The sequence below is a fragment of the Amycolatopsis albidoflavus genome (assembly GCF_039525725.1).
In the GTDB taxonomy this organism is placed as follows: Bacteria; Actinomycetota; Actinomycetes; order Mycobacteriales; family Pseudonocardiaceae; genus Amycolatopsis; species Amycolatopsis albidoflava.
This window is the reverse complement of sequence record NZ_BAAAHV010000022.1, coordinates 726,760-751,420: the sequence shown is the minus strand read 5'-3', so window position 1 is coordinate 751,420 and position 24,661 is coordinate 726,760. Positions and strand designations below refer to the sequence as shown.

The 24,661-nt window shown below is 70.1% G+C and carries 22 protein-coding genes; 6 read left to right on the top strand and 16 right to left on the bottom strand.

The window, feature by feature from the left end:
• Positions 1–150: 150 nt before the first annotated feature.
• Positions 151–3,312: an isoleucine--tRNA ligase gene (gene ileS / locus ABD156_RS36585; protein ID WP_344284911.1), complete on the bottom strand. Its 3,162-nt coding sequence runs from the start codon at positions 3,310–3,312 to the stop codon at positions 151–153.
• A gap of 413 nt (positions 3,313–3,725) precedes the next feature.
• On the opposite strand from ileS, the gene ABD156_RS36580 reads away from it, so the two are divergent.
• Positions 3,726–5,495, top strand: a complete 1,770-nt coding sequence (locus ABD156_RS36580) for an HSP90 family protein (RefSeq protein WP_344284908.1) — start codon at positions 3,726–3,728, stop codon at positions 5,493–5,495.
• Complete coding sequence (locus tag ABD156_RS36575) at positions 5,495–8,239, top strand: ATP-binding protein (RefSeq protein ID WP_344284905.1); 2,745 nt, start codon at positions 5,495–5,497, stop codon at positions 8,237–8,239. The genes ABD156_RS36580 and ABD156_RS36575 overlap by 1 nt, the downstream gene beginning before the upstream one ends.
• Positions 8,240–8,285: 46 nt before the next feature.
• On the opposite strand, the gene ABD156_RS36570 is transcribed toward ABD156_RS36575, so the two are convergent.
• The gene (locus ABD156_RS36570; RefSeq protein WP_344284902.1) at positions 8,286–9,626 is read right to left on the bottom strand and encodes an MFS transporter; all 1,341 of its coding nucleotides are present in this window, start codon (positions 9,624–9,626) and stop codon (positions 8,286–8,288) included.
• 64 nt (positions 9,627–9,690) lie between these two features.
• On the opposite strand from ABD156_RS36570, the gene ABD156_RS36565 reads away from it, so the two are divergent.
• Positions 9,691–10,479 carry an ArsR/SmtB family transcription factor gene (locus ABD156_RS36565; RefSeq protein WP_344284899.1) on the top strand — a complete coding sequence of 263 codons (789 nt, stop codon included), beginning with the start codon at positions 9,691–9,693 and terminating at the stop codon, positions 10,477–10,479.
• Here the strand turns inward: ABD156_RS36565 and ABD156_RS36560 are convergent.
• The 11 genes from ABD156_RS36560 to ABD156_RS36510 form a co-directional block, all read right to left on the bottom strand.
• Entirely contained in the window at positions 10,424–11,041 is a 618-nt protein-coding gene (locus ABD156_RS36560) for a hypothetical protein (RefSeq protein ID WP_344284896.1), read from the bottom strand. The two genes, ABD156_RS36565 and ABD156_RS36560, sit on opposite strands and share 56 nt — an antisense overlap.
• Before the next feature lie 151 nt (positions 11,042–11,192).
• Complete coding sequence (gene wag31, locus ABD156_RS36555; protein WP_344284893.1) at positions 11,193–12,044, bottom strand: DivIVA-like cell division protein Wag31; 852 nt, start codon at positions 12,042–12,044, stop codon at positions 11,193–11,195.
• 53 nt (positions 12,045–12,097) lie between these two features.
• A complete protein-coding gene (locus ABD156_RS36550; protein ID WP_037367937.1) occupies positions 12,098–12,370 on the bottom strand; it encodes a YggT family protein in 273 nt (90 codons plus the stop codon).
• Between the two features lie 115 nt (positions 12,371–12,485).
• Positions 12,486–13,058 carry a cell division protein SepF gene (locus tag ABD156_RS36545; RefSeq protein ID WP_344284890.1) on the bottom strand — a complete coding sequence of 191 codons (573 nt, stop codon included), beginning with the start codon at positions 13,056–13,058 and terminating at the stop codon, positions 12,486–12,488.
• A gap of 81 nt (positions 13,059–13,139) precedes the next feature.
• The gene (locus ABD156_RS36540) at positions 13,140–13,871 is read right to left on the bottom strand and encodes a YggS family pyridoxal phosphate-dependent enzyme (RefSeq protein WP_344284887.1); all 732 of its coding nucleotides are present in this window, start codon (positions 13,869–13,871) and stop codon (positions 13,140–13,142) included.
• Positions 13,868–14,581: a peptidoglycan editing factor PgeF gene (pgeF, locus tag ABD156_RS36535; protein ID WP_344284884.1), complete on the bottom strand. Its 714-nt coding sequence runs from the start codon at positions 14,579–14,581 to the stop codon at positions 13,868–13,870. Before pgeF ends, ABD156_RS36540 begins: the two co-directional genes overlap by 4 nt.
• 224 nt (positions 14,582–14,805) lie before the next feature.
• The gene (ftsZ, locus tag ABD156_RS36530; protein WP_344284881.1) at positions 14,806–16,122 is read right to left on the bottom strand and encodes a cell division protein FtsZ; all 1,317 of its coding nucleotides are present in this window, start codon (positions 16,120–16,122) and stop codon (positions 14,806–14,808) included.
• Positions 16,123–16,350: 228 nt separating this feature from the next.
• Positions 16,351–17,112 carry an anti-sigma factor gene (locus ABD156_RS36525; RefSeq protein WP_344284878.1) on the bottom strand — a complete coding sequence of 254 codons (762 nt, stop codon included), beginning with the start codon at positions 17,110–17,112 and terminating at the stop codon, positions 16,351–16,353.
• Positions 17,109–17,705 (bottom strand): ECF RNA polymerase sigma factor SigK, encoded by a 597-nt coding sequence (gene sigK, locus ABD156_RS36520; protein WP_344284876.1) that lies wholly within the window; start codon positions 17,703–17,705, stop codon positions 17,109–17,111. The genes ABD156_RS36525 and sigK overlap by 4 nt, the downstream gene beginning before the upstream one ends.
• On the bottom strand, positions 17,698–18,423 hold the full coding sequence (locus ABD156_RS36515; RefSeq protein ID WP_344285351.1) for a DUF1365 domain-containing protein: 726 nt from the start codon (positions 18,421–18,423) through the stop codon (positions 17,698–17,700). Before ABD156_RS36515 ends, sigK begins: the two co-directional genes overlap by 8 nt.
• The gene (locus ABD156_RS36510) at positions 18,417–19,697 is read right to left on the bottom strand and encodes an NAD(P)/FAD-dependent oxidoreductase (protein ID WP_344284874.1); all 1,281 of its coding nucleotides are present in this window, start codon (positions 19,695–19,697) and stop codon (positions 18,417–18,419) included. The genes ABD156_RS36515 and ABD156_RS36510 overlap by 7 nt, the downstream gene beginning before the upstream one ends.
• Positions 19,698–19,760: 63 nt before the next feature.
• On the opposite strand from ABD156_RS36510, the gene ABD156_RS36505 reads away from it, so the two are divergent.
• Positions 19,761–20,999: a class I SAM-dependent methyltransferase gene (locus ABD156_RS36505; RefSeq protein ID WP_344284871.1), complete on the top strand. Its 1,239-nt coding sequence runs from the start codon at positions 19,761–19,763 to the stop codon at positions 20,997–20,999.
• The gene (locus tag ABD156_RS36500; protein WP_344284868.1) at positions 20,996–21,775 is read left to right on the top strand and encodes a DUF1295 domain-containing protein; all 780 of its coding nucleotides are present in this window, start codon (positions 20,996–20,998) and stop codon (positions 21,773–21,775) included. The genes ABD156_RS36505 and ABD156_RS36500 overlap by 4 nt, the downstream gene beginning before the upstream one ends.
• Here the strand turns inward: ABD156_RS36500 and ABD156_RS36495 are convergent.
• Together ABD156_RS36495 and ABD156_RS36490 are read right to left on the bottom strand one after the other, a co-directional pair.
• Positions 21,762–22,205: a mycothiol transferase gene (locus tag ABD156_RS36495; protein WP_344284865.1), complete on the bottom strand. Its 444-nt coding sequence runs from the start codon at positions 22,203–22,205 to the stop codon at positions 21,762–21,764. The two genes, ABD156_RS36500 and ABD156_RS36495, sit on opposite strands and share 14 nt — an antisense overlap.
• Positions 22,202–22,711 carry a DinB family protein gene (locus ABD156_RS36490; protein ID WP_344284863.1) on the bottom strand — a complete coding sequence of 170 codons (510 nt, stop codon included), beginning with the start codon at positions 22,709–22,711 and terminating at the stop codon, positions 22,202–22,204. Before ABD156_RS36490 ends, ABD156_RS36495 begins: the two co-directional genes overlap by 4 nt.
• Before the next feature lie 114 nt (positions 22,712–22,825).
• Here ABD156_RS36490 and ABD156_RS36485 point away from each other — a divergent pair, with 114 nt between their 5' ends.
• A complete protein-coding gene (locus tag ABD156_RS36485; protein ID WP_344284861.1) occupies positions 22,826–23,260 on the top strand; it encodes an OsmC family peroxiredoxin in 435 nt (144 codons plus the stop codon).
• A gap of 547 nt (positions 23,261–23,807) precedes the next feature.
• Here the strand turns inward: ABD156_RS36485 and ABD156_RS36480 are convergent.
• Positions 23,808–24,641 carry an NAD(P)H-binding protein gene (locus ABD156_RS36480; protein ID WP_344284858.1) on the bottom strand — a complete coding sequence of 278 codons (834 nt, stop codon included), beginning with the start codon at positions 24,639–24,641 and terminating at the stop codon, positions 23,808–23,810.
• Between the last annotated feature and the right edge of the window lie 20 nt (positions 24,642–24,661).

Genomic DNA, 24,661 nt, shown 5'->3' with positions numbered 1-24,661 from the left:
GGCTGGGCCGATGGCGCGCCTGCCCGACGTCCGTGAGGGGAACCCCGAGGGAATCAGAGTCCCTCAGGGTTCCCCTCACGGACCTGGGCCTGCCCGATCGCGGCCAGCACGGCGTCGAACTCTTCGCTTATGCCGTCAGGGCGCGGGCGCTCACGCCTTCGCGACTGCCACGCGGACCTTCACGCCCTCGCCGACCGTGCCGTCGAAGCCCTCGGCCACCTCGCCGTAGGACACCGACGTCGCGAGCGTTTCGGAGGCCACGAACTCCTCGTGCTTGCGCACCGCGTCCGCCACCTCGCCGGGAGCGTCCACGGTCAGCGAGATCCGGTCCCCGACGTCGAGACCGGCCTCGCGGCGGGCCTGCTGCACGACGCGGACCAGGTCGCGGGCAAGGCCCTCGGCCGCCAGGTCCTCGGTGACCTCGGTGTCCAGCACGACCAGACCGGCCCCGCCGGGCAGCTCGGCCGCCGCGCCGCCGCCGGCCGCCACCAGGCGCCGGTCGTACTCGCCCTCGACCAGTTCGACGCCCGCCGCCACGACCGCACCGGAGGCGTTCGTCGTCCAGTCGCCCGCCTTGACCGCCTTGATCACCTGCTGCACGGCCTTGCCCAGCCGCGGCCCCGCCGCCCGCGCGTTCACCGCGACCTCGAACGTGCCGTGCGCCGCGACGTCGGCGGTCAGCTCCACCGACTTCACGTTCACCTCGTCCCGCAGGATCTCGGTGAACCCGCGCAGCGGCTCGACGTCCTCGGCCGCCACCACGAGCTTCGCCAGCGGCAGCCGCACCCGCAGCTTGTTCGCCTTGCGCAGCGCCAGCGCCGACGACGCCACCTGCCGCACCTTGTCCATCGCGGTCACCAGCGCCGCGTCGGCGGGCAGGTCGAGCGCGTTCGGCCAGTCGGTCAGGTGCACCGAACGGCCGCCGGTCAGCCCGCGCCACACCGTTTCCGTGGTGAGCGGCAGCAGCGGCGCGATGACCCGGCAGGTCACCTCCAGCACCGTGTGCAGCGTGTCGATCGCGTCCTGCTCGCCCGCCCAGAAGCGGTCGCGCGAACGGCGGACGTACCAGTTCGTCAGCACTTCCAGGAAGTCCCGCACGGTCTGGCAGGCGCCCGCGATGTCGTAACCGTCCATCGCGGACTCGACGTCGGTGACGAGCTCGTGCGTTTTCGCCAGCACGTACCGGTCGAGCAGGTGCGTGGAATCCGTGCGCCACTGCCCCTGCTTGCCTTCGGCATTCGCATACAGGGCAAGGAAATAGTACGAGTTCCACAGCGGCAGCACGGCCTGGCGGACGGCGTCGCGGATCCCCCGGTCGGTGACGACGAGGTTGCCGCCGCGCAGGATCGGGCTCGCCATGAGGTACCACCGCATGGCGTCGGACCCGTCGCGGTCGAAGACCTCGTTGACGTCCGGGTAGTTCCGCAGCGACTTCGACATCTTCTGGCCGTCGGAGCCGAGCACGATGCCGTGCGACACGCAGGTGCGGAACGCGGGCCGGTCGAACAGCGCGGTCGCGAGCACGTGCAGCAGGTAGAACCAGCCGCGGGTCTGCCCGATGTACTCGACGATGAAATCGCTCGGGTAGTGGTGCTCGAACCAGTCGGCGTTCTCGAACGGGTAGTGCACCTGGGCGTACGGCATCGACCCGGAGTCGAACCACACGTCGAGCACGTCCGGCACGCGGCGCATGGTGGAGCGGCCGGTCGGGTCGTCCGGGTTCGGCCGGGTCAGCTCGTCGATGTAGGGCCGGTGCAGGTTGTCCAGCCGCACCCCGAAGTCGGCCTCCAGCTCGTCCAGCGAGCCGTAGACGTCGATCCGCGGGTAGGCCGGGTCGTCGCTGCGCCACACCGGGATCGGCGTGCCGAAGTAGCGGTTGCGGGAGATCGACCAGTCGATGGCGTTCTCGAGCCACTTGCCGAACTGGCCGTCCTTGACGTTCTCCGGGTACCAGGTGATCTGCTGGTTCAGCTCGACCATCCGGTCCTTGAACTGCGTCACCGCGACGAACCACGACGACACCGCGCGGTAGATCAGCGGGTTCCGGCAGCGCCAGCAGTGCGGGTACGAGTGGTCGTAGGTCTCGTGCCGCAGCAGCACCGCGCCCTGGCGCGCCGCGCCGCCGGTGCCGTTCTTGAGGTCCTTCACGATGTTCGGGTTCGCGTCGAACACCTGCTGCCCGGCGTAGTCCGGCACGGTGTCGTCGAACTTGCCGTGGTCGTCCACCGGCGTCACCGGGGCGATCCCGGCCGCGTCGGTCACCACCTTGTCCTCGGCGCCGTAGGCGGGCGCGATGTGCACGACGCCGGTGCCGTCTTCGGTGGTGACGTAGTCCGCGGACAGGACACGGTGCGCGTTCTCCGTGCCCACGAAGTACGGAAACGGCGGCGCGTAACGGGATCCGAGCAACTGCTCGCCGGTGTAGCGCGCGACGACGGCCGGTTCCTCGCCCAGTTCGCGGGCGTACGCGGCCACGCGCTCCTCAGCGAGCAGGAACCGCTTGCCGTCGCTTTCCACCACGACGTACCGCACCTCGGGGTGCACCGCGGTCGCGAGGTTGGACGGCAGCGTCCACGGAGTCGTGGTCCAGATCAGCAGGTAGGTGCCGTCGAGCTCGTTGTCGTTGCCCTCCAGGCGGAAACCGACTGTGACGGCCGGGTCCTGGCGGTTGCGGTAGACGTCGGCGTCCATGCCCAGCTCGTGGTTGGACAGCGGCGTCGCGTCGCGCCAGCAGTAGGGCAGGACGCGGTAGCCCTCGTAGACGAGTCCCTTGTCCCACAACCGTTTGAACGCCCAGAGCACCGATTCCATGTAGGTGACGTCGAGCGTTTTGTAGTCGTTGTCGAAGTCGACCCAGCGGGCCTGGCGGGTGACGTACTCGCGCCATTCGTCGGTGTAGCGCAGCACGGATTCGCGCGAAGCCTCGTTGAACTTCGCGATGCCCATCTCTTCGATCTCGTGCGTCTCGGTGATCCCGAGCTGCCGCATCGCCTCGAGTTCGGCGGGCAGGCCGTGGGTGTCCCAGCCGAACCGCCGCTCGACGTGCTTGCCCTTCATCGTCTGGTAGCGCGGGACGATGTCCTTGACGTACCCGGTGAGCAGGTGCCCGTAGTGCGGGAGGCCGTTGGCGAAGGGCGGGCCGTCGTAGAAGACGTACTCGTTGTCGCCGTTCGTGCCCTCGGGACGGGCGTCGACGGTCGCCTGGAAGGTCCGGTCGCTCTCCCAGTACGCGAGGACGCTCTCCTCCAGCGCGGGGAACGACGGCTGGGACGGGACCGTGGTCTCTCCGCCCGGCGAAGCCTGGGGGTACATCCGGGTGCTCCTCGCATTCGTCGCTCGTACGGGCGACCGGCGGCCGCCCACACGGGGACGAGACGCTCGCGCGTCACGCGGTACCACCCCGCTTGCCCGGCACGCTGCTCCCGGGCCACTCGTTCGCGCGGCTGTCACGGGCCGCACCCGTCCGGTTCTACTGCGGGCGGCGGGCGCCCGGTTCTTCCGGAGGCTCCCCGGTGATAGCCGGATCGACGCCTTGCTGACTCCAGGTTAACCCGTCGCCGCAACTCGCTTTCGCCCTGCCCCGGCGGTGCTCGCCCGCGGCCGGGGCCGGCTCGCGAAAACCGATGTCACGCACCGGGTTCCGCCGATACGGTAACGACCGGGCGCGCACGGCGGATGTGCCGGGCAGATCTCCCTTCCCGCCACAGCACAGGAGTCGAGCACGGGTGAACCGTAGTTTCCAGGTGGATCTTCGCGGGGTCGTCGACCTGCTGAGCCAGCACCTTTATTCCAGTCCGCGCGTGTACGTGCGGGAACTGCTCCAGAACGCCGTGGACGCGGTCACCGCGCGAAAGGCTGCCGACGCCGCCGCGCCCGCCGCGATCGCGATCGACGTCGGCGACGGGACGCTGCGGATCACCGACACCGGCATCGGCCTGACCGAGGCGCAGGTGCACGAACTGCTCGCGACGATCGGCCGCAGCTCCAAACGGGACGAACTCGGCTACGGCCGCCGGGATTTCCTCGGCCAGTTCGGGATCGGGCTGCTGTCCGCGTTCCTGGTCGCCGACGAGACCCGCGTCGTCACCCGCTCCGCGACCGGCGCTCCCGCCGTCTCGTGGACCGGCCGTTCGGACGGCACCTACGCCGTCGGGCCCGGCGAACGGGACACGATCGGCACCACCGTCACCCTCACCGCGCGCCGCGGCTCCGAGCAGTGGTTCGTGCCGGCGACGGTCGTTGATCTCGCGACGCTGTACGGCTCGATGCTGCCGTTCGAAATCACCGTGAACGGCAAGGCGATCAGCGGCGACGGCGTCCCGTGGCAGGCCGATGAACGCTCCCCCGGGCACCGATCCGCGGACCTCGTCGGTTACGCGCAGGAGGTGCTCGGCTTCACTCCGTTCGACATCGTCGACCTCGACGTGCCGGAGGCCGGGCTGACCGGCGTCGCCTACGTGCTGCCGTTCCCGGCGAACCCGGCCGAGCAAGCCGGGCATCGCGTGTACCTCAAGCGGATGCTGCTCGCGGAGAACGCGCCCGGGCTGCTGCCGGACTGGGCGTTCTTCGCCCGCTGCGTCGTGGACACCGGTGAGCTGCGGCCCACCGCGAGCCGCGAGGCGCTGTATGACGACGATCAGCTCGCCGCGACCCGCGAAGCGCTCGGCGAGCAGCTGCGCGGCTGGCTCGTCGGGCTCTCGGCGACGAGTCCGCAGCGGCTGAACCAGTTCCTCAAGATCCATCACCTCGGCGTCAAAGCGCTCGCGGTGCACGACGACGACATGCTGCGGCTGGTCGACGAGTGGTGGCCGCTGGAAACGAACGTCGGCCGGATGACGCTCGCCGAGTTCCGCGCGCGCTACGGCGTGCTCCGCTACTGCGCGACCGCCGACGAATTCGACCAGCTGGCCGGTGTCGCGGCCGCGCAGAACCTGCCGGTGATCAACGGCGGCTACACCTACGACAGCGAACTCGTCGAACGCGTCCGCGCGCTCGAACCGGAGGTGCGCGTCGACCGGCTCGACCCGAGCGACCTCACCACCGCCTTCGCCGACCTCGACCCGGACACCGCCCTGGCGGTCCGTCCGTTCGTCGCGGCCGCGCAACGCTGCGTCGACCGGCTCGGCTGCGAGGTGGTGCTGCGCGAGTTCGAGCCCGCGTCGCTCCCGGTGCTCTATCTCGTCGACCGCGCCGCCGCGTTCGCCGGCGAACTGCGCGCGACCAAGGAGACCGTCGACGAGCTGTGGGCCGGGGTGCTCTCGGCCTTCGAAAAGCCGGAACGGGACCGCCCGCAGCTCGTGCTCAACTACCGGAACCCGTTGGTGCGGCGCATTTCCCGGCTGGAGAACGCGGAACTGACGGCGCTGGCCGTCGAATCCCTCTACGGACAGGCGCTGCTGCTCGGCAGGCACCCGCTCCGGCCCGCCGACTCCGCGCTGCTCAACCGGGCCTTCCTCGGCCTTCTCGACCACGCCGTCCCGAACCGGGAGAACTGATGACCGCACCGACCGAACAGGACCTGTGGAGCCGGCTGGGGTCGGCCAGGGCGCTCCCCTTCGGCAAGGGCCAGATCGCCGCGACGGAGAGCCTGGTCCGGAGCGCCGACGCCGAGGGCATGGCGGACCTGCAGTACGCCGCCCGGCTCTCGCTCGTCCGCGCGTACACGAACGGCGGCGAGCCGGCGAAGTCGTTCGTGCCGTTCGCCTGGTGCCTCGCCAAGCACGACAAGGGCGAGGGCAACGAAGGGTGGGACTACCTCCTCTTCTGGTCGTTCAAATCCATCGTCGCGTCGCTGACCGATTTCCCCGAGGTGCCGCTGGACCGCACGTACGCCGTGCTCGACGACATGGAGCGCAGGTACCGGGCGGCCGGGTACACGATGAACCCGGTGCACCAGCACCGGCAGATCGTGGCGCGGCACGTCGGCGACCACGAAACGGCCGTCGAGCAGTACCGGCTCTGGCACGCGGCTCCGCGCGGCGAGATGTCGGACTGCGTCGGCTGCGAGCCGTCCGGCAAGGTCGGCCACCTCAGCCGCTACGGCCGGTTCGAGGAGGCCGTCGCGGTCGCCGAACCGGTGCTCGGCGGCACGCTCGCGTGCAGCGAGCAGCCGAAGTGGATCCTCTCGAAGCTGCTGCTTCCGTTCGTCCGCACCGGACGGCTGGACGAGGCGGCGCGGGCGCATCGGCAGGTGTACCGCACGATCCGGCACAACCGGCTGGACCTGGACCTCATCCCGCGCCACCTCGAGTTCTGCGCACTCACCGGGAACCACGTGCGCGGGCTGGAAATCCTCGAACGGCATCTCGGCTGGCTCGGCGAGGCGCCCTCCCCGTACGTCGAGATGGAGTTCTGCGCGGCCGCGGCGCTGAACCTGCGGCTGGTCGCCGATTCCGGGCACCGCGGCACGACCGTGCGGCGGCCCGACGGCGAGGTTTCCGTCCAGGCACTGCACGACGAGCTTTCCGAACGCGCACTGGGCATCGCGGCCCGCTTCGACGCCCGGAACGGGACCGGCGAGCAGAGCGACCTGATCCGCGCCGTCCTCGCCGCCGAGCCGATCGTGGACCGACTGCCGCTGTCCTCGACCAGCCCGCGTCCGGTTTCCCCGCCGCCGGAGTCCGCCGCACCGTCCCTTCCGGACACTCCCGAAGAGCTGGCCGGCCTCGCCGAGCAACACATCCGGCGCAGTGAAGACAAAGCTGCCGAAGCTGTCTGGGCGAAATTCGACGAGCTGTGCCCGGAACCGGCCGGATCGCTGCTCGCCCGGCGGCTGTCCGGATCCGCGAGTTCGTCCGTGGACTCCGACCCCGAAGCCGCCGAGCGCGATTGGCTGCGCGCGGCCGAACTGTTCGCGGCCGAGGGTGCCGAGGTCGCCCGGCACGCCGCGGCGAGCAAGGCCGGGCTCGCGCGTCTCGAACGGGGCGAACCCGAAGCCGCCCTCGCCGTTCTCTCCGGCGCCGCGGAGGCGCTCGCCGGGCTCGGCGACCAGGAACAGCACGTCCGCGCACTGCTGCGGTGGTCCATGGCGTTCGCCGTGACCGACGACCTCGACGCCGCGTTCGAGATCCTCGGCCGCGCCGACGCAGCCGCCACTGAGATACCCGCTGACCTGACCGCCCGGCTTTTGCTGCTGCGCGGCGAACTCACCGCTCGCAGCGGCCGTCTGGACGAGGCACGCGAACCGGTCGGACGCGCGGCGGAGCTGTTCGCCGAGGCCGGGTTCGCCGATCAGGAGGCGCATGCCCGGCTCATGGCCGGGCGGATGACCGCCGCGACCGGCGACCTCGAGGCGGCTTACGCCACGGTGCGGCGCGCCGAGTCCGCCGTCACCCCGGGCCTGCGCGCCCAGGTGCGGCACACCCTCGGGTTGCTCGCGTCCGACCTCGACCTGCTGGAGGAGGCGGTGGACCACTGCCGCGGCGAGGTCGCCGACCTGACCGAGGCCGGGGACGTGGCCGGTGCCGCGCTCGCCCAGCTAGGGCTGGCCGCCGCGGCCGGACGCGCCGGAGACGCGCTGACCGCCGCCGACGCTGCCGAGGCCGCGATCGAGGTCCTGGAGAAGGACGGCGACGAGGACGAACTGGCCAGGGCGCGCTTCCTGCTCGCCGGGGCGCACCGCACGCTCGACCAGCGGGATCCGGCGCTGGTCCTGCTGGAGCAGGTGCTCGGGCATTTCGCCGCGGCGGGCAATGAGCCCGCGGCCGGACAGGCGGCCGAGACCATCGGCGACATCCTCGACGAACTCGACCGCGACGGCGAGGCCGCCGAGTCCTACCAGCGCGCCGCGGAGCACTTCAGGACGGCCGAAATCCCGGTCGACACCGTGCGCAACCTCCGTCAGGCAGCGTTGTCGTGGCAGTGGGCGAAGGAATCGGACCAGGCCTTCTCAGTGCTGGCCGAAGCGGAAACGAGCGCCGCGGACCTCGAAGGCGACGAGCCGCCGGTCCTCTGGGAACGAGCCATGGTCGCCTTGAACGGCGGCAAGCTGCTGGCTTTCGCGGAACAGCCTGAACAGGCGCTGCCCCGGGCGACCGCGGCCGTCGAACTGTTCCTGGCCCTCGGCGCGACCACCGAGGCCGCGATCGCCGCGAGCCTGCGGGCCCGGCTGCTGGTCGAACTGGGCCGCCCCGCCGAAGCGCGAACCGCGACGCAGGCCGCGATCGACGGCCTGCCACCGGAGGCGACGGAGCAGATCGAGCGGCTCGAAGACTTGCTGGCGGATCTCGACGAGGAGTAACCGAGCTCCGTCGGGCCCGCGGGATTCCCGTGGGCCCGACGGCGGCTCAGCGCGTCGGCTCTAGCCGCTTGACTCGAACCCGCTGCACCGTCACCACCGCAAGCACCGCGGCCGCAAGCCACAGCCCGGCCGAGACAAACCCGAGCAAGTGCAGGCCGTGCACGAACGACCCCTGCGCCGCCGGTTCTCCCGCCACCGCACCGAAAACCGCCACGCCGAGCGCACCGCCCGCCTGCCGTGCCGCGTTGTTGATTCCGCCCGCGATGCCCGCGCGCTCCCCCGGCGCGTCGGCGACCGCGGCGGTCACCACGGCGGCAGTCAGCAGTCCCATTCCGACGCTGAGCACGAACAGCGTCGGCAGCAGCGTCCAATACCCGGTGCCGGGGCCGATCCGCAGCAGGTTCAGCATCGCCGCCACGCCGAGCAGGAGCCCGGCCACGATCTGCGGGCGCGGGCCGAACCTCGCGGTGAGCCGTCCGGAGACCGGGCCGAGCAGGACCATCGGGACGAACATCGGCACAACGGCGGCGGCAGCGGCGATCGGGTCCGCGTGGAGCACGTCCTGCAAGTAGAGCGTGAACATCAGCACCGAACCCAGGCCGACGAAGTTCATCGCCGCGGACACCAGGTTCGCCCCCGCCGTCTGCCGGGACCGCAGCAGCGACAACGGCAGCATCGGTGCCGCAGAATGCCGTTCCACCACCACGAACGCCACGGCCGCCGCCACCGCGAGCAACCCGACCCACGGCGTCTTCGCGATCACCGCGTACACGCCGGAGCCGAGCGCCAAGGCCGCGGTCGCCGCCCCGGGAACGTCCACGCGGCCCGGTTTCCGGACGTCCGGCGGCACCAACCGCCGGGTCGCGACGGCCGCCGCGGCGACGATCGGGACGTTCAGCCAGAACACCGGCCGCCACCCGGCCGTCTGCACGAGAATCCCGCCCAGCAACGGTCCCGCAGGCAAAGCCAACGCCGAAATCCCAGCCCAGATCCCCAACGCCCGGGCGCGTTCCGTGCGACCGGGGAACGTCCCGGTAATCACCGCCATCGTGCCCGGCAGCAGCAACGCCGCTCCCACGCCTTGCACCGCCCGAGCCGCGACCAGCCAGCCCGCCGACTGCGCCAGCCCGCACGACGCCGAAGCAGCTCCGAAAACGCCCAGCCCGGCCAGCACCACGCCGCGGTGCCCGAGGACGTCGCCGAGCGCTCCCCCGGTCAGCAGCAACGCGGCGAGCACGACTGAATAGCCGACCACGACCCACTGCAGCTGCGGGACGTCCGCGTGCAGTTCGCTGCCGAGGGTGGGGAGGGCGACGTTGACGACGGTGACGTCGAGTTGCACCAGGAACATCCCGGCGCACATGGTGAACAAGATCGCGGTGCGCATGGGTCCAGCAGACACCGGGAACGCTTCCGTCGCGGTGGAAGTGTGCCGGGGGCATGCTGGAGGCATGGAAGGAGACGCCGACATCGCGCGCACCGCCGCCCTGTTCGCCGATCCGGCGCGGGTTCGCGTGCTGATGGCCCTCGCGGACGGCCGGTCGCTGGCCGCGTCCGTGCTGGCCGGCGAAGCGGGCCTGACCGCGCAGGGCGTGAGCGCGCACCTGTCGAAACTGCTGGCGGCAGGCTTGGTGACCGCGGAAAAGTCCGGCAGGCACCGGTTTTACCGCATCGCCGGAGCTGCCCCGGATCTGCTGGAGGCGCTGGCCCGGCATTCCCCCACGCGCCCCGTCCGCTCACTGCGAGAAGGCACCCGCGCGGAAGCCTTGCGCACGGCGAGATTGTGCTACGACCACGTCGCCGGGCGGCTCGGCGTGACCGTCACGGCGGCGTTGCTCGACCGCGGCGCACTGGCCACTGTGGATGGTGACCCGACCACTCAGCGACGTCCTGGGGACCGGATTTCCTCGCAACTGCAAGAACATCCGTACGTGCTGGGACCTGCCGCCGACGAGGTGTTCGCCGCGTTAGGCGTGAATGTCGAGGCAGCCGCGGAGAGCCGTCGTCCGCTGCTGCGGTTCTGTCTGGATTGGACGGAGCAGCGCCATCACCTGGCGGGAGCGCTAGGCGCGGCGGTCACGCGACAGTTCATGGACGCAGGATGGCTCCGGTCGCGCGCGAAGGCGCATCGAGCGGTGCAGCTCACCGAGACTGGCGCGCGGGTGTTGGAAGACGTGCTGGGAGTCAGCGGTGCGCCGCGGCAAGCACCGCGTCCGGACCGCACCGCGCACACGGCGTGAAGCCCAGCTGCCGCGCCTCGCCGACGCCGATCGGGATGGTGTCGCGGCCGGACAGCCAGCCGCAGTCCACCAGGTGATAGCGCGGGTACTCGTCGACGACCACGACCTCGTCCTCGAGTTCCTTGACCACCTCGAGGTCCTCCGGCGCGGTCTCCTCCACGCCGGGCGGAGTGTCGCGCACCGCCTTGGCTTCGGATTTGGGCTCGCCTTCCGAAACCGGCTTCTCGGCCTTCGGCTCCGGCACGTCCGCCGGATCGCCCAGCTCTCCCGTCGCGGGGAGCAGCGCGGTCTGCTCGGCGTCCTCCTCGACCGGGGCCGCCTCGTCCTTGTCCTTCTCCTCCGCCGAGTCCGAATCCGCGCTGGCGTCCGAATCGGTCTCGGAGTCCGCGGCATCATCGGCGTCCGCGCGCTTGCGCCGGCGCAGCCAGTCGACGAGCAGAAGCAGCCCGGCGAGGACCGAGAGGCCGATGGAAACCCAGGCCCACAGCGAGGTGCCCGTGATGAGCGCCGTGACGAGCAGCCCGAGAGCCGCCAGCACCAGAAGAAGGACGATGTAGAGCACGCTGAATTACAACACGGGCCGCCCGTTTTCCCGCTGCGACCCGCCCACGCGGCGTACCCCGCCGGTTCCCCACCGTGGCGGCACCGGATCCGGACACGCCGAAACCCCGCCGGGTCGGAAGGTCATCCGGCGGGGTGCGTACGGCGGTGGGTCAGCCTGCCTCGGCGCGCGGGCCGAACGAGTAGCCCTGACCGCTGGTTCCGGTCGAGGACTGGCTCGAACCCGAGGAAGCCGACGCCGGGGCCGCGGAGCCTCGGTCGTCGAGCTCGCGCAGCTGGGACTCGAGGAAGCCGCGCAGCCGGGTGCGGTATTCGCGCTCGATCGTGCGGAGTTCCTCGATCTTCTTGCCCAGAGCGCCCTTTTCGGCGTTCAGGTTGTTCATCGTCTCGGTGTACTTGCGCTGCGACTCACGTTCCATGGTGGTCGCCTTGTCGCGCGCCTGGCGCTCCAGCGTCTCGGCGCGCGTGCGCGCGTCGTTCAGCATCGTCTCGGCGCGGGTGCGCGCCTCGTTCACCATCGAGTCGGACTTCGCCCGGGCGTCGGACAGCAGCTGCTCGGACTTGGTCCGCGCCTCCGCCAGCATCCCGTCGGACTCGGTCTTCGCCTCGGCGGTGAGCCGGTCGGCCATTTCCTGAGCCAGGCCGAGGACCTTGGCGGCCTGCACGTTCGGCTCCCCGCTGTCGGGAACCATCGAGTGCGCCTGGGTCTGCTCCATCGCCGACGGAGCGGGCGGAACCGGGGCGAGCCGCCGCGACGGCTCGGGGTCGCGGCCCGGCGGCGGGCCGGCGACCTTCGCGTTCTCGAGCTCGGAGCGGGTCGACTCCAGCTCGGCGTCGAGCTGCTCCACCTGCTGCCGCAGCTCGTTGTTGTCCTCGATCAACCGGGCAAGCTCGGTCTCCACCAGGTCGAGGAACGCGTCCACCTCGTCCTCGTTGTAGCCCCTCTTGCCGATGGGCGGCTTGCTGAACGCGACGTTATGCACGTCAGCGGGGGTCAACGACATCAGATCACCTCACGCACTCCATGGCCTGCAGGACACACCCGGGTTTTCCCCGATCACCTGGGTGTCAGTTGCATCGCGAAGAACACAACCAACAGCAGCACCATAATCGACAAGTCCAGTCCTACGCCGCCGATCCGGACCATCGGAATGATCCTGCGGAACAACCGCACCGGCGGGTCGGTCACTGTGTAGATGGTCTCGAGCGTCACCGCAACCCCTCCGGCGGGACGCCATTCCCGTGCGAAAGTCCGCACGAGCTCGACCACGATCCGGGCCGTGAGCAGCAGCCAGAAGGCAAACAGCACGTACCAGATCGCAAGCCACACAGCATTCACGGCGACCACTCTAGCGGGGGACGGCCGAGTTGGGCGCGACCAGCCGCGCTGAGGGCGACATAGTCGACAAAATCACGTCTGGCTGCGCCCAGCGGTCCGGCCGTGTTCACCCGCGCAGGAACAATCCGCCCTCGGCGATCCGCCTGCGGTCCTCGGCGGTCACGTCCACGTCGGGCGGTGAGAGAAGGAACACCTTGTTGGTGACCTTGTCCATCGAACCCCGCACGGCGAACGCCAGCCCCGCCGCGAAGTCCACGATCCGCTTGGCGTCCGCGTTCTCCATCTCGGTGAGGTTGATGATCACCGGAATGCCCTCGCGGTAGTGCTCGCCGATCGCCCGCGCCTCGATGTAGCTCGTCGGGTGCAGCGTCGTGATCCGGCTGAGCGGGTCCCGCGCCGGCGCGGCGACCGGCTCGGCGACCGGCCGCAGCCGGGCGACCGGCTCCGGCTGGCGGTCCACGGCGAGCGCGCCGTGGGTGGACGGCTCGGCCGCCATCGCCCGCGACCGCACGCGCGCGGCGGGCTCGTCGTAGCTCTCTTCGACGTCGCGGTAACGCGCCCGGCTCCGGGCCGGCGGCTGGTCGTAGCCGTCGTCGTACTCGTCGTAACCGTCGTCGTAGCCGTCTTCGTCCGCGGGCACCATCCCGAAGTAGGCCTTCAGCTTCTGCAGCGCGCTCATAGCCTCTCCCTAGCCCTTGCCGCTCCCGCACCGTTGTGCCCCGCCCGGCCGGACACGAAACGTGACCACCGGGCGGACTCCCTACGGCGAGGCTAAACCGCGCCCGCCGAGCAACGCGGTTCCGACACGCACACACGTCGAGCCGTGCCGGATCGCCTGGTCCAGATCATGGCTCATTCCGGCGGACACGTCAGCGGCTTCCGGATACCGGGCGCGAACTCTTTCCGCCGCGCGGGACAGCCGGGCAAAAGCAGTGCCCGGGTCCTCCCCTAACGGGGCCACAGCCATCACGCCTCGCAACCGCAGCTCCCCCGTGTGGGCGATGCGGTCGGCGAGGGCGTCGACGTCCTCCAGCAGAGTTCCGCCGCGCGCGACGTCGCCGTCGAGGCTTACCTGGACCAATACGTCGAGCGGTCCGGTCCGCTCCCCGGCTTCCCGCGCGGCGGCGACCGCGCGGGCGAGCGCGTCGGCGAGCCGCACCGAGTCGACCGACTGCACCTCGGCCGCCCAGCGCACCACCGAACGCGCCTTGTTGCGCTGCAGCCGCCCGACCATGTGCCAGCGCGGCGCGACGTCCGGACGCAGTTCGGCGACCTCGGCCGCCTTCGGGCCGGCTTCCTGGTCGCGGTTTTCGGCGAGGTTCAGCAGCCCGAGGTCGGTCAGCAGCGCGGCGTCGGTCGCCGGGAACGTCTTGGTGACGCCCAGCAGCCGCACCTCGTCGCGGGACCGCCCGGCCGCGGCGCAGGCGTTCGCGATGCGCTCCTCGACCGCGGCCAGCGACGCCGCCAGCTCCGCCCGCCGCTCCTCGGTCACGCCTTCTCCTCTTCCAGCCAGGTGATGCCGGCGATCCGGCCGGTGGTGCCGTCGCGGCGGAAGCTGAACAGCGTCTTGTCCTCCGCCGTGCACCGCGGATCCGCGCCAACCCGCCCGACGCCCAGGTCGGCCAGCTGCTGCCAGAGCCCCGCGCGCAGGTCCAGACCGGTGGTGCCCTTGCGCGTTTTGCAGGAACTGCCGGGCAGATGCTTCTCGACATCCGCGGCCATCGCGGCCGGGACCTCGTAGCAGTCGCCGCAGATCGCCGGACCCAGCAACGCCTCGACCCGGCCCGGTTCCGCGCCGAGTTCGCGCATCGCCTCCAGCGCGGCGGGCACCACCCCGACCCGCGCGCCGACCCGGCCCGCGTGCACCGCGGCGACGACGCCAGCTTCCGGATCCGCCATGAGCACCGGGACGCAGTCCGCGACCAGCACCACGAGCGCGACGCCCGGCCGGTCGGTCACCAGCGCGTCGGTGGCTTCGGCGGCCGAGGTCTCGGTGCCGTCCACGACGGTCGCGGTGCGGCCGTGCACCTGCTCCATCCAGGCCAGCTTGTCCTCGGCGAGCCCTAGTTCGGACGCCAGCCGCTTGCGGTTGGCGTAGACGTCGCCCGCGTCGTCGCCGACGTGGTCGCCGAGGTTGAAACTCTCGTACGGCGGCCGGGAAGCCCCGCCCGCCCTGGTCGTGACCACTCGTCGTACTCGCACCCCGCCATCCTGCCAAAAACGACGGCGACCGCTCTCCCGGAGCCTCGTGCGCGGCAATGCCGATTAGAACCGACGCCAGCACTCACGAGGCCCGCACACTTTGCCGCCGCGCCCGCGCCCCCGACAGCAGCACGCTCGCCCCGTGTGAAGGTGCGTCGTAGCCGGGGCACACGGAAACGGCCGCCCCGAACGTGTCGGGACGGCCGTTGCCGATGAATCCGTGCTTAGCGCCGCATGAACGGCGGCACGTCCACGTCGTCGTCGGTCGGGTCGTCGTGGACCGTCGTCGGGCGGCTCGGCAGACCGCCCGTCGCAGAACCGGAACCGATCGGCGAATACCCCCGCGTGCCGCCTCCGGGTTGCGGGAGGCCGCCCGGCGGGGTACCGGTGCCCGGCTGCGGCAGGCCGGACGAAGGCGTCCGCGGCGGAGCCACCGGGTAGCCGGAGCTGCCCGCGGGCGGCACCGGGGTCGCCCCGGTCTGCGGCGGGGACTGCGGGGCCGAACCGCCGCCGACCTGGCCCGCCGCGGCGGACGCGGTGCCGTTGCCCTGTTTGCCGCCGAACGCGGGCGGGTCGAGCTTCTTGTGGGTGGGCGCGCCGGCGTCGAAGCCGGCCGCGATCACCGTGACGCGGACCTCGTCGCCGAGGGAGTCGTCGATGATCGTCCCGAAGATGATGTTCGCGTCCGGGTGCGCCGATTCCTGCACGAGCGACGCGGCCTCGTTGATCTCGAACAGCCCGAGGTCCGATCCGCCCGCGATGGACAGCAGCGCGCCGTGCGCCCCGTCCATCGACGCTTCCAGCAGCGGCGAATTGATCGCCTTCTCCGCGGCCTGTATCGCCCGTCCCTCGCCGCGCGCGGAGCCGATGCCCATCAGCGCGGAGCCCGCGCCGGACATGACGCTCTTGACGTCGGCGAAGTCCAGGTTGATCAGGCCCGGCGTGGTGATCAGGTCGGTGATGCCCTGGACACCGGAGAGCAGCACCTCGTCGGCGGAGCGGAACGCGTCCATCAGGGACACGCCGATGTCGCCGAGCTGCAGCAGCCGGTCGTTCGGGATCACGATCAGCGTGTCGCATTCGTTGCGCAGCTGCTGGATGCCGTCCTCGGCCTGCTTGCCGCGGCGTTTGCCCTCGAAGGTGAACGGGCGGGTCACCACGCCGATCGTGAGCGCGCCGAGCTTGCGGGCGATCTGCGCGACGACCGGCGCGCCGCCGGTGCCGGTGCCGCCGCCCTCGCCCGCGGTCACGAACACCATGTCGGCGCCCTTGATGACCTCTTCGATTTCCTCGCGGTGGTCCTCGGCCGCCTTCTGCCCCACCTCGGGGGCGGCTCCGGCGCCGAGTCCGCGGGTGAGTTCCCGGCCGATGTCGAGCTTGACGTCGGCGTCGGACATGAGCAGTGCCTGGGCATCGGTGTTCACCGCGATGAACTCGACACCCTTGAGGCCGACCTCGATCATCCGGTTCACGGCGTTCACGCCGCCGCCGCCGATGCCGACGACCTTGATCACCGCAAGGTAGTTGTGCGGGGGCGTCATCGGGTCCGCCTTCCTGATCGTGATGTGCACATGCCGCCCGCCGGGGCCGGAAACCCTCAACCTCAACCCGAGAGTGAGAGTTATGTCAACCACCGGCGTCAAGGCAGGACGGTAGGCGCCGCGCAAGCTCTAATCCAGTAGCCACGCCGTGAGCGGCAAAGGTGTTTTGCCACAACGCGAAGCCGTGCGCAAGGCCGGAACCCGCCGCGAAGCCCGGCGCGAGGTCTGCTATGCGGGCACCGAAGCGACCAGCACGACGTCGCTCGACGGCTTTCCCGACGGGGAACCCCCGGCCTGCTCCACACTGATCGCGAACTGCTCCGCACCAGCCAAACCGTCCGCCACCACCAGCGAACCCGACGGTCCGCCAGGCAGCAATCCGGCCGGGCGCGGCGCGAGATCCGGGCCCATCAGCCAGGCCTCGTACACCTTCCCGGACTGGACCGGCGGCAGCCCGGACTGCATGAACATCACGCGGTCCAGCTTCCGCGAAATCACCACCGTGCCGCCGCCCCCGCGCGGAGACACGACGTGCTCAGTCCGGGCGTCGGGCGCGGTGAGCAACTCGGCCACCGGCCGGTAGCGGTCGCGCGCGGTGTCCAATTCGGACTGTGCGCTGGTGAGCTGGCTGCTGGTGTGCAGCGCGATCCCGCCGAACACGCCGGCCAGGGCGAGCCCGACGACGGCGGCCGCGGCGGCGATCAGCATCGGCCAGCGGCGCGGGCCGCGCGGGCGCGGTTCGGCGGACTCGGTCCGCGGCGGCAACTGGCGGGTCGTGCGCATGTCCGCCAGCACCCGGTCCTTCAGCCCGGACGGCGGCTGCTCGTCCATCGCCGCGCCGAGCCGGGCCGCGGTCTCGCGCAGTTCCCGCACTTCTTGCGCGCACGAGTCGCACTGGTCGAGATGACGGCGGAACTGCGCCCGCTCGACCTCCGACAGCGCGTCGAGCGCGTACGCGCCGGCCAACGTGTGCATGTCCGGACTGCTCACGCCGTCACCCCCAGGCAGTCGCGCAGCCGGATCAGCCCGTCGCGCAGTCTGGTCTTGACCGTCCCCTGCGGCGTGTCCAGCACGTCGGCGACCTCGCGATAGGTGTAGCCCTGGTAGTAGGCCAGGAGGACGGATTCCCGCTGCAATTCGGTCAGCGTCTTCAGGCAGCGCCGCACCTGCGAGCGTTCCAGCCGGGTCGCGACGGATTCGGCGACCTCGTCGAACGGACGCCCGCGCGCGGCCTCGAAGGTCGCTTTCCGCTCGCGTTCGGTGCTCGCCCGCGCGGACCGCACCCGGTCGACCGCGCGCCGGTGCGCGAGGGTCATCGCCCAGTTCAGGACGCTGCCCTTCGCCGACGAGTAGCGCGTGGCGGTCTTCCACAGCTCCACGAGCACCTCCTGCGTGACCTCCTCGGACTGCGCGGGGTCCCGCACGATGCGGCGGACGAGCCCGTAGACCGGACCGGCGAGCTGATCGTAAAGCCGCTCGAAGGCGCGTTCGTCCCCCTTCGCGACCAGCGCCATCAGGTCCTCGGCGCTCGTCGACGACGACACCGCCGAGAGCCGGTCGGCCGGGCGTGCGCTCTCATCCATGGAGGGCTCCTGCCGTGTTCTGTCCGGTCCGGGCGACGAGCGGGGCTTTCCGCCGCCACAGCGCGAGCCCGTGGCGGCGGATCAGCGCGGCGACGCGCTGCGGTTGCAGCGGCCGGCCCAGCAGGAAGCGCGCGAACGTGCGGATCCCGGCCGGACGGCGGACTCCTCGCAGCGTAGCCGTCAGCGCGGCGTCGCCGTCGCGGTGCAGGACGACGGTCAACGCCAGCAGCGCGTCCGGGCGCGGCAGATGCATCCGGTACTCCCCCGCCATCTCCTGGAACGGCGACACGTAGAACTCCTTGTCCGCCCGAAGGTCTTCCCCCGGCCGGAGCAGGTAGGCGTGGCGGCCGCCGTAGGTGTTGTGCACCTCGGCGACCACGCAGGCGAGTGCGCCGTCCGGCGTGTGGCACCAATAGACGGTGATCGGATTGAACACGTACCCGAGAACGCGCGCTGACGCGAGCATCGTCACCGGCCCGCCGCGCAAGTCCACTCCGCGGTGCGCGAGCCAAGAGTCCAGTTTGGACCGGATGTCGCCGGGCTCGTCGCGGTCGAAGTGGTCGCGGCCGTCGAAGCGGGCGAACGGCCGGAGCCACCACGGCAGTCGCGGCAGCTGGTCGAGGTCGGCCAGCCACAGGTACATCCGGTGCGCGAAGGAGTACGGCGGATCGGCCCGGCGGACGTGCGCGACGGTGGCGTCGTAGAGGGCGGTCACCAGGTCACCCCGAAACTGGCCGCGGCGCGGACGCCGGAGGAACAGCCGTCCTCGTGGAATCCCCAGCCTTGATAAGCACCGGCGTACGCGATGACGCCGTCGTTCAATTCCGCCAGACGCCTTTGCGCGGCAACGGATTCCGGCGTGTAGATCGGATGCTCGTAGGACATTTTCGCGACCACTGCCGCGGAATCGAGACCCGCGCTCGGATTGAGGGTGACGGCGTAGGTCGTCGCTTCTTCGAGTCCCATCAAGCGATTCAGGTCGTAAGTGACTTGAACGGCGTGCAGATCGGCACCGCAGCCAGGCGTCCGGTAATTCCACGAGGACCGGGCGGCGGACACCGTCGGCAGCACGGCGGGATCGGTGTGCAGCCAGGCTTCATTGCGCGAGTACCGGAAGGCGCCAAGCAATTCCTGTTCCGCCGCAGTGGGATTCGCCAACAGCCGCAACGCCTGATCGGCATGCGTCGCGACCACCACCCGGTCGACCCGGTGCACGGTATCGGCATCGTCGCGCACCTCGACGCCGCGCGCGGTCCGCTGCACCGCGCGGACCGGAGTGGACAAATGCACGGCAGTCAGCTGCTTGGCCGCCCGCTCGACATACTCCCGCGAACCGCCGACGACCGTCCGCCACGCCGGCGAATTCCGCACGGTGAGCATTCCGTGGTTGCGCAGGAATTCGAACAGATACCGCGCCGGATACTGCATGGTGTCCCTGCGATCGGCGGACCACACCGTCGAAACGAGCGGCAGCACGAAATGGTCCACGAAATACCGCGAATACCCGCCGATCGCCAGGAACGCTCCGAGCGGAACGTCGCCCGCGTCGGCGCGGGACAGCAGCCGCGCGGCGTGCCGGTGGAACCGCTTCACCTCGGCCAGCATGAGCAGGTAGCGCGTGGACGCGGCGTTGCTCCGTTGCGCGAACAACCCGCGCAGGCCCTTCGCCCCGGCGTACTGCAGACCGCAGCCGTCGCAGCGGATGCTCATCGACATCTCGGTCTCGCGGGTGCGGACGCCAAGCTCGCCGAACAGCCTCAGCAGCGTCGGGTAGGTGCGCTCGTTGTGGACGAGGAACCCGGTATCGACGGCGACCGTCCCGCCGTGCGCGCTCGGCACGTCGTGGGTGTGGGCGTGTCCGCCGAGCCGGTCGTCGGCCTCGAACAGCAGAACCTCGTGGCGGCGCTGCAGCAGGTACGCGGCGGTGAGGCCGGCGACCCCGCTGCCGATGACAGCGATGCGTTGTCCCGTGGTGTGGTGCACGGAAGGCATTCGGCGCGCTCGACAGCTTGGATTGGTACCAATCCGCGCGAGTGTCGGCTCCGAAGCCCTGGTATGCCGAAATCCGCAGCTCACCGACTGGCCGACTTCGCCGAACGCATCCTCGGCGGTCCGCTGCCGGTGGCCGTCCGCACCTGGGACGGCCACCAAGCCGGGCCAGCCGGCCCCACCGTCGTCCTGAACAACCGCCGCGCTCTGCGCTGGCTGCTGTACTCCCCCGGCGAGCTGGGCCTGGCGCGGGCTTATGTCTCCGGCGACCTGGACGTGGAGGGTGATCTCACCGAGGGCTTCCGCCGGGCCTGGGCTTACCGGCCGCAGCTGTCCGCACGCGACTTCGGCGAGGCAGTCCGCTTAGCCGCCCGGCTCGGCGTCTTCGGCCTGCCGCCGAAGCCGCCTGCCGAGGAAGCCCGGCTGCGCGGAAAGCTGCACACCCTCGGCCGCGACCGGTCGGCGATCTCGCATCACTACGACCTGTCGAACGCCTTCTACCAGCTGCTGATGGACGATTCGATGGCGTACTCCTCGGGTTACTGGTCCGAGTCCGCCGATCTCGCCCGCGCCCAGCACGACAAACTCGAACTGATCTGCCGGAAACTCGGCCTGCGCCCAGGCATGCGCCTTCTCGACGTCGGCTGCGGCTGGGGTTCGCTGCTCGTGCACGCGGCGAAGCATCACGGCGTCGAGGCCGTCGGCGTCACGATCTCGGCCGAGCAGGTGCAACACGTCAAAACCCGCCTGGCGCAGCACGATCTGGACGACCGCGTCGAGGTCCGCAGACAGGACTACCGCGAACTCGCCGGCGATTCCTTCGACGCCATAGCCTCGATCGAGATGGGCGAACACGTCGGCGAAGAGAACTACCCGGCCTATACCGCCACGTTGTTCCGCATGCTCAACCCCACCGGACGACTGCTGCTGCAGCAAATGTCCCGCGGCGCCGTCGCACCCGGCGGCGGCGCGTTCATCGAGCGCTACATCGCCCCCGACATGACCATGCGTCCGCTGAGCCGCACCCTCGGCCACCTCGAAACCGCAGGCTTCGAAATCCGCGACGTGCACGCGTTGCGCGAGCACTACGTCCCAACGGTCCGGGCCTGGGCAGACACCCTGGAACAACACTGGGACGAAGCCGTCGCACTGATCGGCGAGGCAGGCGCCCGAGTCTGGCGGCTGTACCTGGCCGGCGGCGCACTCGCCTTCGAGGAAAACCGCATGGGCGTGGACCAGATCCTGGCTGTGCGTCCCGATGAGAACGGCCGCGCCGCAATGCCGTGGACAAGGGAGTGGGCATGATCGCGCTGCTCGGCCTCACCGCCGGAGTCACCCTGGCCGCAGTGACCCTGACCTTCGGCATTGCCCGCCTGCGCCACCGCTACGACACCATCGACACCTTCTGGGGCTTGGGTTTCGCCCTCGTAGCCGTGGTCTCGTTCCCCCTCGGCACCGGCCCGCTCGCCCTGCGCCTGACGACCGCCGCGCTCACCGTCGTCTGGGGCGTCCGCCTGGCCGTCCACCTGCATCTGCGCAACCGCGGCAAGCCGGAAGACCCGCGCTACCAGCAGATTGTCGAACGCGCAGGCCAGAACCCGGGCGTCCGGATCTTCGTGCGGACCTACCTGATGCAAGCCGTGGTCCTGTGGTTCGTCTCGCTGCCGGTGCAATTCGCCATGTCCGGCACGGGTTTCGGAGTCACCGCCTGGCTGGGCGTGGCGGTCTGGCTGCTCGGCTTCGCCTTCGAAACCATCGGCGACGAACAACTCCGCCGCTTCCGCGCCAACCCAGCGAACCAAGGCGAGGTCCTGGACACCGGCCTCTGGCGCTACACCCGACACCCGAACTACTTCGGCGACGCCTGCGTCTGGTGGGGCCTCTACCTGCTGGCCTGCTCGACGTGGCCCGGTGCCGCGACAGTGCTTTCCCCGGTCGCGATGACCTTCACCCTGGCCCGCGGCACCGGCAAGCCCATGCTGGAGAAAGGCATGCGGCACACCCGTCCCGGCTACGCCGACTACATCGCCCGCACCAGCGGTTTTCTCCCGCTGCCCCCGAAAAAACTCACTCCCCGATGAGCCCCCGCAACAACTCGAGATGCCGCGAGGTCTCCTTCACCAAGTACTCGACCACCGTCGCCACCGTCACCAACTGATCGCCCGCGAACCCCACCGGATCCTCCAGCGACCGATCCGCGAGGGCCTCACGGCACAACTCGACATTGTCCTGATAAGCACTGCGCAACTCGTCGACCGGCAGGTCGAGCCCAACCGAGAACGCAGCTTCGCGCCCTGCCTCCAGCTGCTCGGCCCAGCGCTCCGGCCGCCCGGTGACAACGACGTCGTACATGGTGTTCTCCACCAACGCGAGATGCCACAAAATCCCGGCGGCGGTCATCAACTCGCCGGGCCAGCGAGCCTGCTCGTCGGTGAGCACGGAGCACTTCCACGCCACGGTCGCGCGCAGCAGTTCGAGGTCGTCGACCAGCTGCGCGCGATCGAGGCTCACTCCCCCGTGAGACCGTCGGTCAGCTCGCGCAGAAGGTCCAAGTGCCCGAGATGGCGCGCGGTCTCCTCGATCATGTGCGTGACAACCCACCGCACCGTGAGCGGTTTGTCCCCTTTGAACAGCACCGTGTCCTCGAACCCCCGAGCCGCGACCACCGCCCGGCACTTCTCGACCTCGGCCTCGTAATCAGCGAGCAGCTGCGTCATCGGCAGCTCCAACGCGACCCGGAACTCAGCGTCCCGGTCGATCTCGAGCCGATCCGCCCACTCGTCCGGCTGCCCGTCCAGCACGACGCGGAACCAGTAGTTCTCGACGAGCGTGAGGTGGCACAACAACCCGGCGATGGTGGTCAGCTCACTGGGCAAGTGCTTCCGGCGAGCCTGCTCGTCGGTGAGCCCGGAGCATTTCCACACCACGCTGGCCCGCAAGAAGTCGAGAAACCCGGTGAGCTGAGTGCGCTCGTCCCCCGCCATCGGCGGGTCAGGACGTTCAGGAGCATTGGTCACCCCAGAATTCTGCCGCACGAGGCCACCCGTTTTCGTGAATTACCTTGCGCACAATGTAATTGCGCACTACCTTCATGGGCGTACGCATTCCCGACCGCATTCAAGGAGACAGCGATGCCCAGCCGCGACGCGACCACCCACTGGACCGGCGGACTGCAGAAAGGCAAGGGCGAGGTCACCCTCGACTCGTCGAACCTGGGCACCTACGAGGTGTCCTTCCCGACCCGGTCCGGCAATCCGGACGGGCACACCAGCCCCGAGGAACTCATCGCCGCCGCCCACTCGAGCTGCCTGGCGATGAACCTCTCCGGCGTCCTGGAATCCCAGAACCTGGAAGCAGAATCGATCGACGTCTCCGCCGAGGTCACCCTGGGTCCCGCTGCCGGCGGCGGCTTCGAAATCAGCGGCATCGCCATCACCCTGCGCGCGAAACTGGCCGGCGTGACCGCCGAACAATTCGCCGAACTGGCCGAAACCGCCGAGAAGACGTGCCCGGTCTCCAAGGCCCTCTCCGGCACCACCATCTCTCTGGACGCCGCCCTGGCCTGACCTCGCGCGCCCGCCAGTTCCGTGAGGGGAACCTTCACGGACTCTGAGTCCCTCAGGGTTCCCCTCACGACCCGCGCGCCCGTTCCGGCGCCGTGAGGGGTTCCTTCACGGACTTAGATTCCCTCAAGGGGCCCTTCACGGACCCGCCCCCGCTGCCGCGACGCACCAACGCCGCATTCGACGCATCCCACCGCACCGACGCGGCATTCGGTGCGCCACACGCACCCAACGCCACATTCGGTGCATCCCCCACACCCAACGCCACATTGGGCCCCTACCCAGCCCCACCTCGCGAACCCCAACGCGACCATCCACTCAGCCGCGCGCACCCACTGCCCAACCGCAGCCAGTGCACCCGCCCAACCAGGCAGCCACACTCCCCCGCTCCCCGATACGAAGCCAAAAACGCGGCGCGGGGGTGTTTGTCAAGGCATCTTTCCCGCCTTGACAAACACCCCCGCGCCGTAGTCACAATCAAGCTTCGGGGTGCCCCACGCACCCACCGTGCGCAATGTCGCCGCCAGGCGACGAGCCGCCCCCCGAGAAATCAAGAAAACGCAGCGACATTCCCCTTGGCCCACTCAGCATAAGAAACCCCAGGCCGCCCCAGCAACTCCTCGACCACCCCAGTAGGCACCTGCGGATTAGCAGCAGTGAACTCGAACATCTCCAGCAACCAAGAAGCAATCTCCTCCGGATACCCAGCCGCACCCCACTCCGCGACCTGCTCCTCAGGAGTCAACTCCACAAACGGCACCGGCTTCCCCAACGCAACCCCGATAGCCGCAGTCATCTCCGCCAGAGAAACCCCCTCGGGCCCGCTCAACTCATAAGTCCGCCCCACATGCCCGCCAGTACTGAGCACATGAGCAGCCACCGCAGCAATATCCCCCAAATCAATAGGAGTCTGCGTAGCCGACGGATAAACGGACCGCACCTCCCCACGCTCCCGAATCGAAGCAGCCCACCCGAGCGAATTGATCATAAACGCCCCAGGCCGCAAAAACGTCCAATCAAACCCAGCAGCGGTCACCGCAGCCTCAACCGCGGCAAACCCATGCCCGCTAGAAGCCGGATGCGCATCCCCCACACTGGCCCCAGACAACGCAACCACCCGCCGAACCCCAGCCCCGGCAGCCAACTCGCAAAACCGGGAAACAGTCCGCGCATAAGGCGCCAAATAAACCGCCTCAACCCCGGTCAACGCAGCAGGCAGCGTCGAAGGCTTGGCCAGTGACCCGACCACCACCTCAACCCCGTCAGGCAACGCCGCTCGCTCCGGATCCACCGTCAACGCCCGCACCGGCACCCCGCGAGCCACCAGCTCGTCAACCACCAGCCGCCCGACGTTGCCAGTAGCACCCGTAACCAGAACCGTCATGCCCCCACCTTCTCGTATGG

Excerpts from the sequence above, each read along its gene's own strand:
- ileS (WP_344284911.1), bottom strand. The coding sequence starts at position 3,312 with ATGTACCCCCAGGCTTCGCCGGGCGGAGAGACCACGGTCCCGTCCCAG.
- ABD156_RS36575 (WP_344284905.1), top strand. The coding sequence starts at position 5,495 with ATGACCGCACCGACCGAACAGGACCTGTGGAGCCGGCTGGGGTCGGCC.
- ABD156_RS36570 (WP_344284902.1), bottom strand. The coding sequence starts at position 9,626 with ATGCGCACCGCGATCTTGTTCACCATGTGCGCCGGGATGTTCCTGGTG.
- ABD156_RS36565 (WP_344284899.1), top strand. The coding sequence starts at position 9,691 with ATGGAAGGAGACGCCGACATCGCGCGCACCGCCGCCCTGTTCGCCGAT.
- wag31 (WP_344284893.1), bottom strand. The coding sequence starts at position 12,044 with ATGTCGTTGACCCCCGCTGACGTGCATAACGTCGCGTTCAGCAAGCCG.
- ABD156_RS36545 (WP_344284890.1), bottom strand. The coding sequence starts at position 13,058 with ATGAGCGCGCTGCAGAAGCTGAAGGCCTACTTCGGGATGGTGCCCGCG.
- ftsZ (WP_344284881.1), bottom strand. The coding sequence starts at position 16,122 with ATGACGCCCCCGCACAACTACCTTGCGGTGATCAAGGTCGTCGGCATC.
- sigK (WP_344284876.1), bottom strand. The coding sequence starts at position 17,705 with ATGGATGAGAGCGCACGCCCGGCCGACCGGCTCTCGGCGGTGTCGTCG.
- ABD156_RS36510 (WP_344284874.1), bottom strand. The coding sequence starts at position 19,697 with ATGCCTTCCGTGCACCACACCACGGGACAACGCATCGCTGTCATCGGC.
- ABD156_RS36505 (WP_344284871.1), top strand. The coding sequence starts at position 19,761 with ATGCCGAAATCCGCAGCTCACCGACTGGCCGACTTCGCCGAACGCATC.
- ABD156_RS36500 (WP_344284868.1), top strand. The coding sequence starts at position 20,996 with ATGATCGCGCTGCTCGGCCTCACCGCCGGAGTCACCCTGGCCGCAGTG.
- ABD156_RS36485 (WP_344284861.1), top strand. The coding sequence starts at position 22,826 with ATGCCCAGCCGCGACGCGACCACCCACTGGACCGGCGGACTGCAGAAA.
- ABD156_RS36480 (WP_344284858.1), bottom strand. The coding sequence starts at position 24,641 with ATGACGGTTCTGGTTACGGGTGCTACTGGCAACGTCGGGCGGCTGGTG.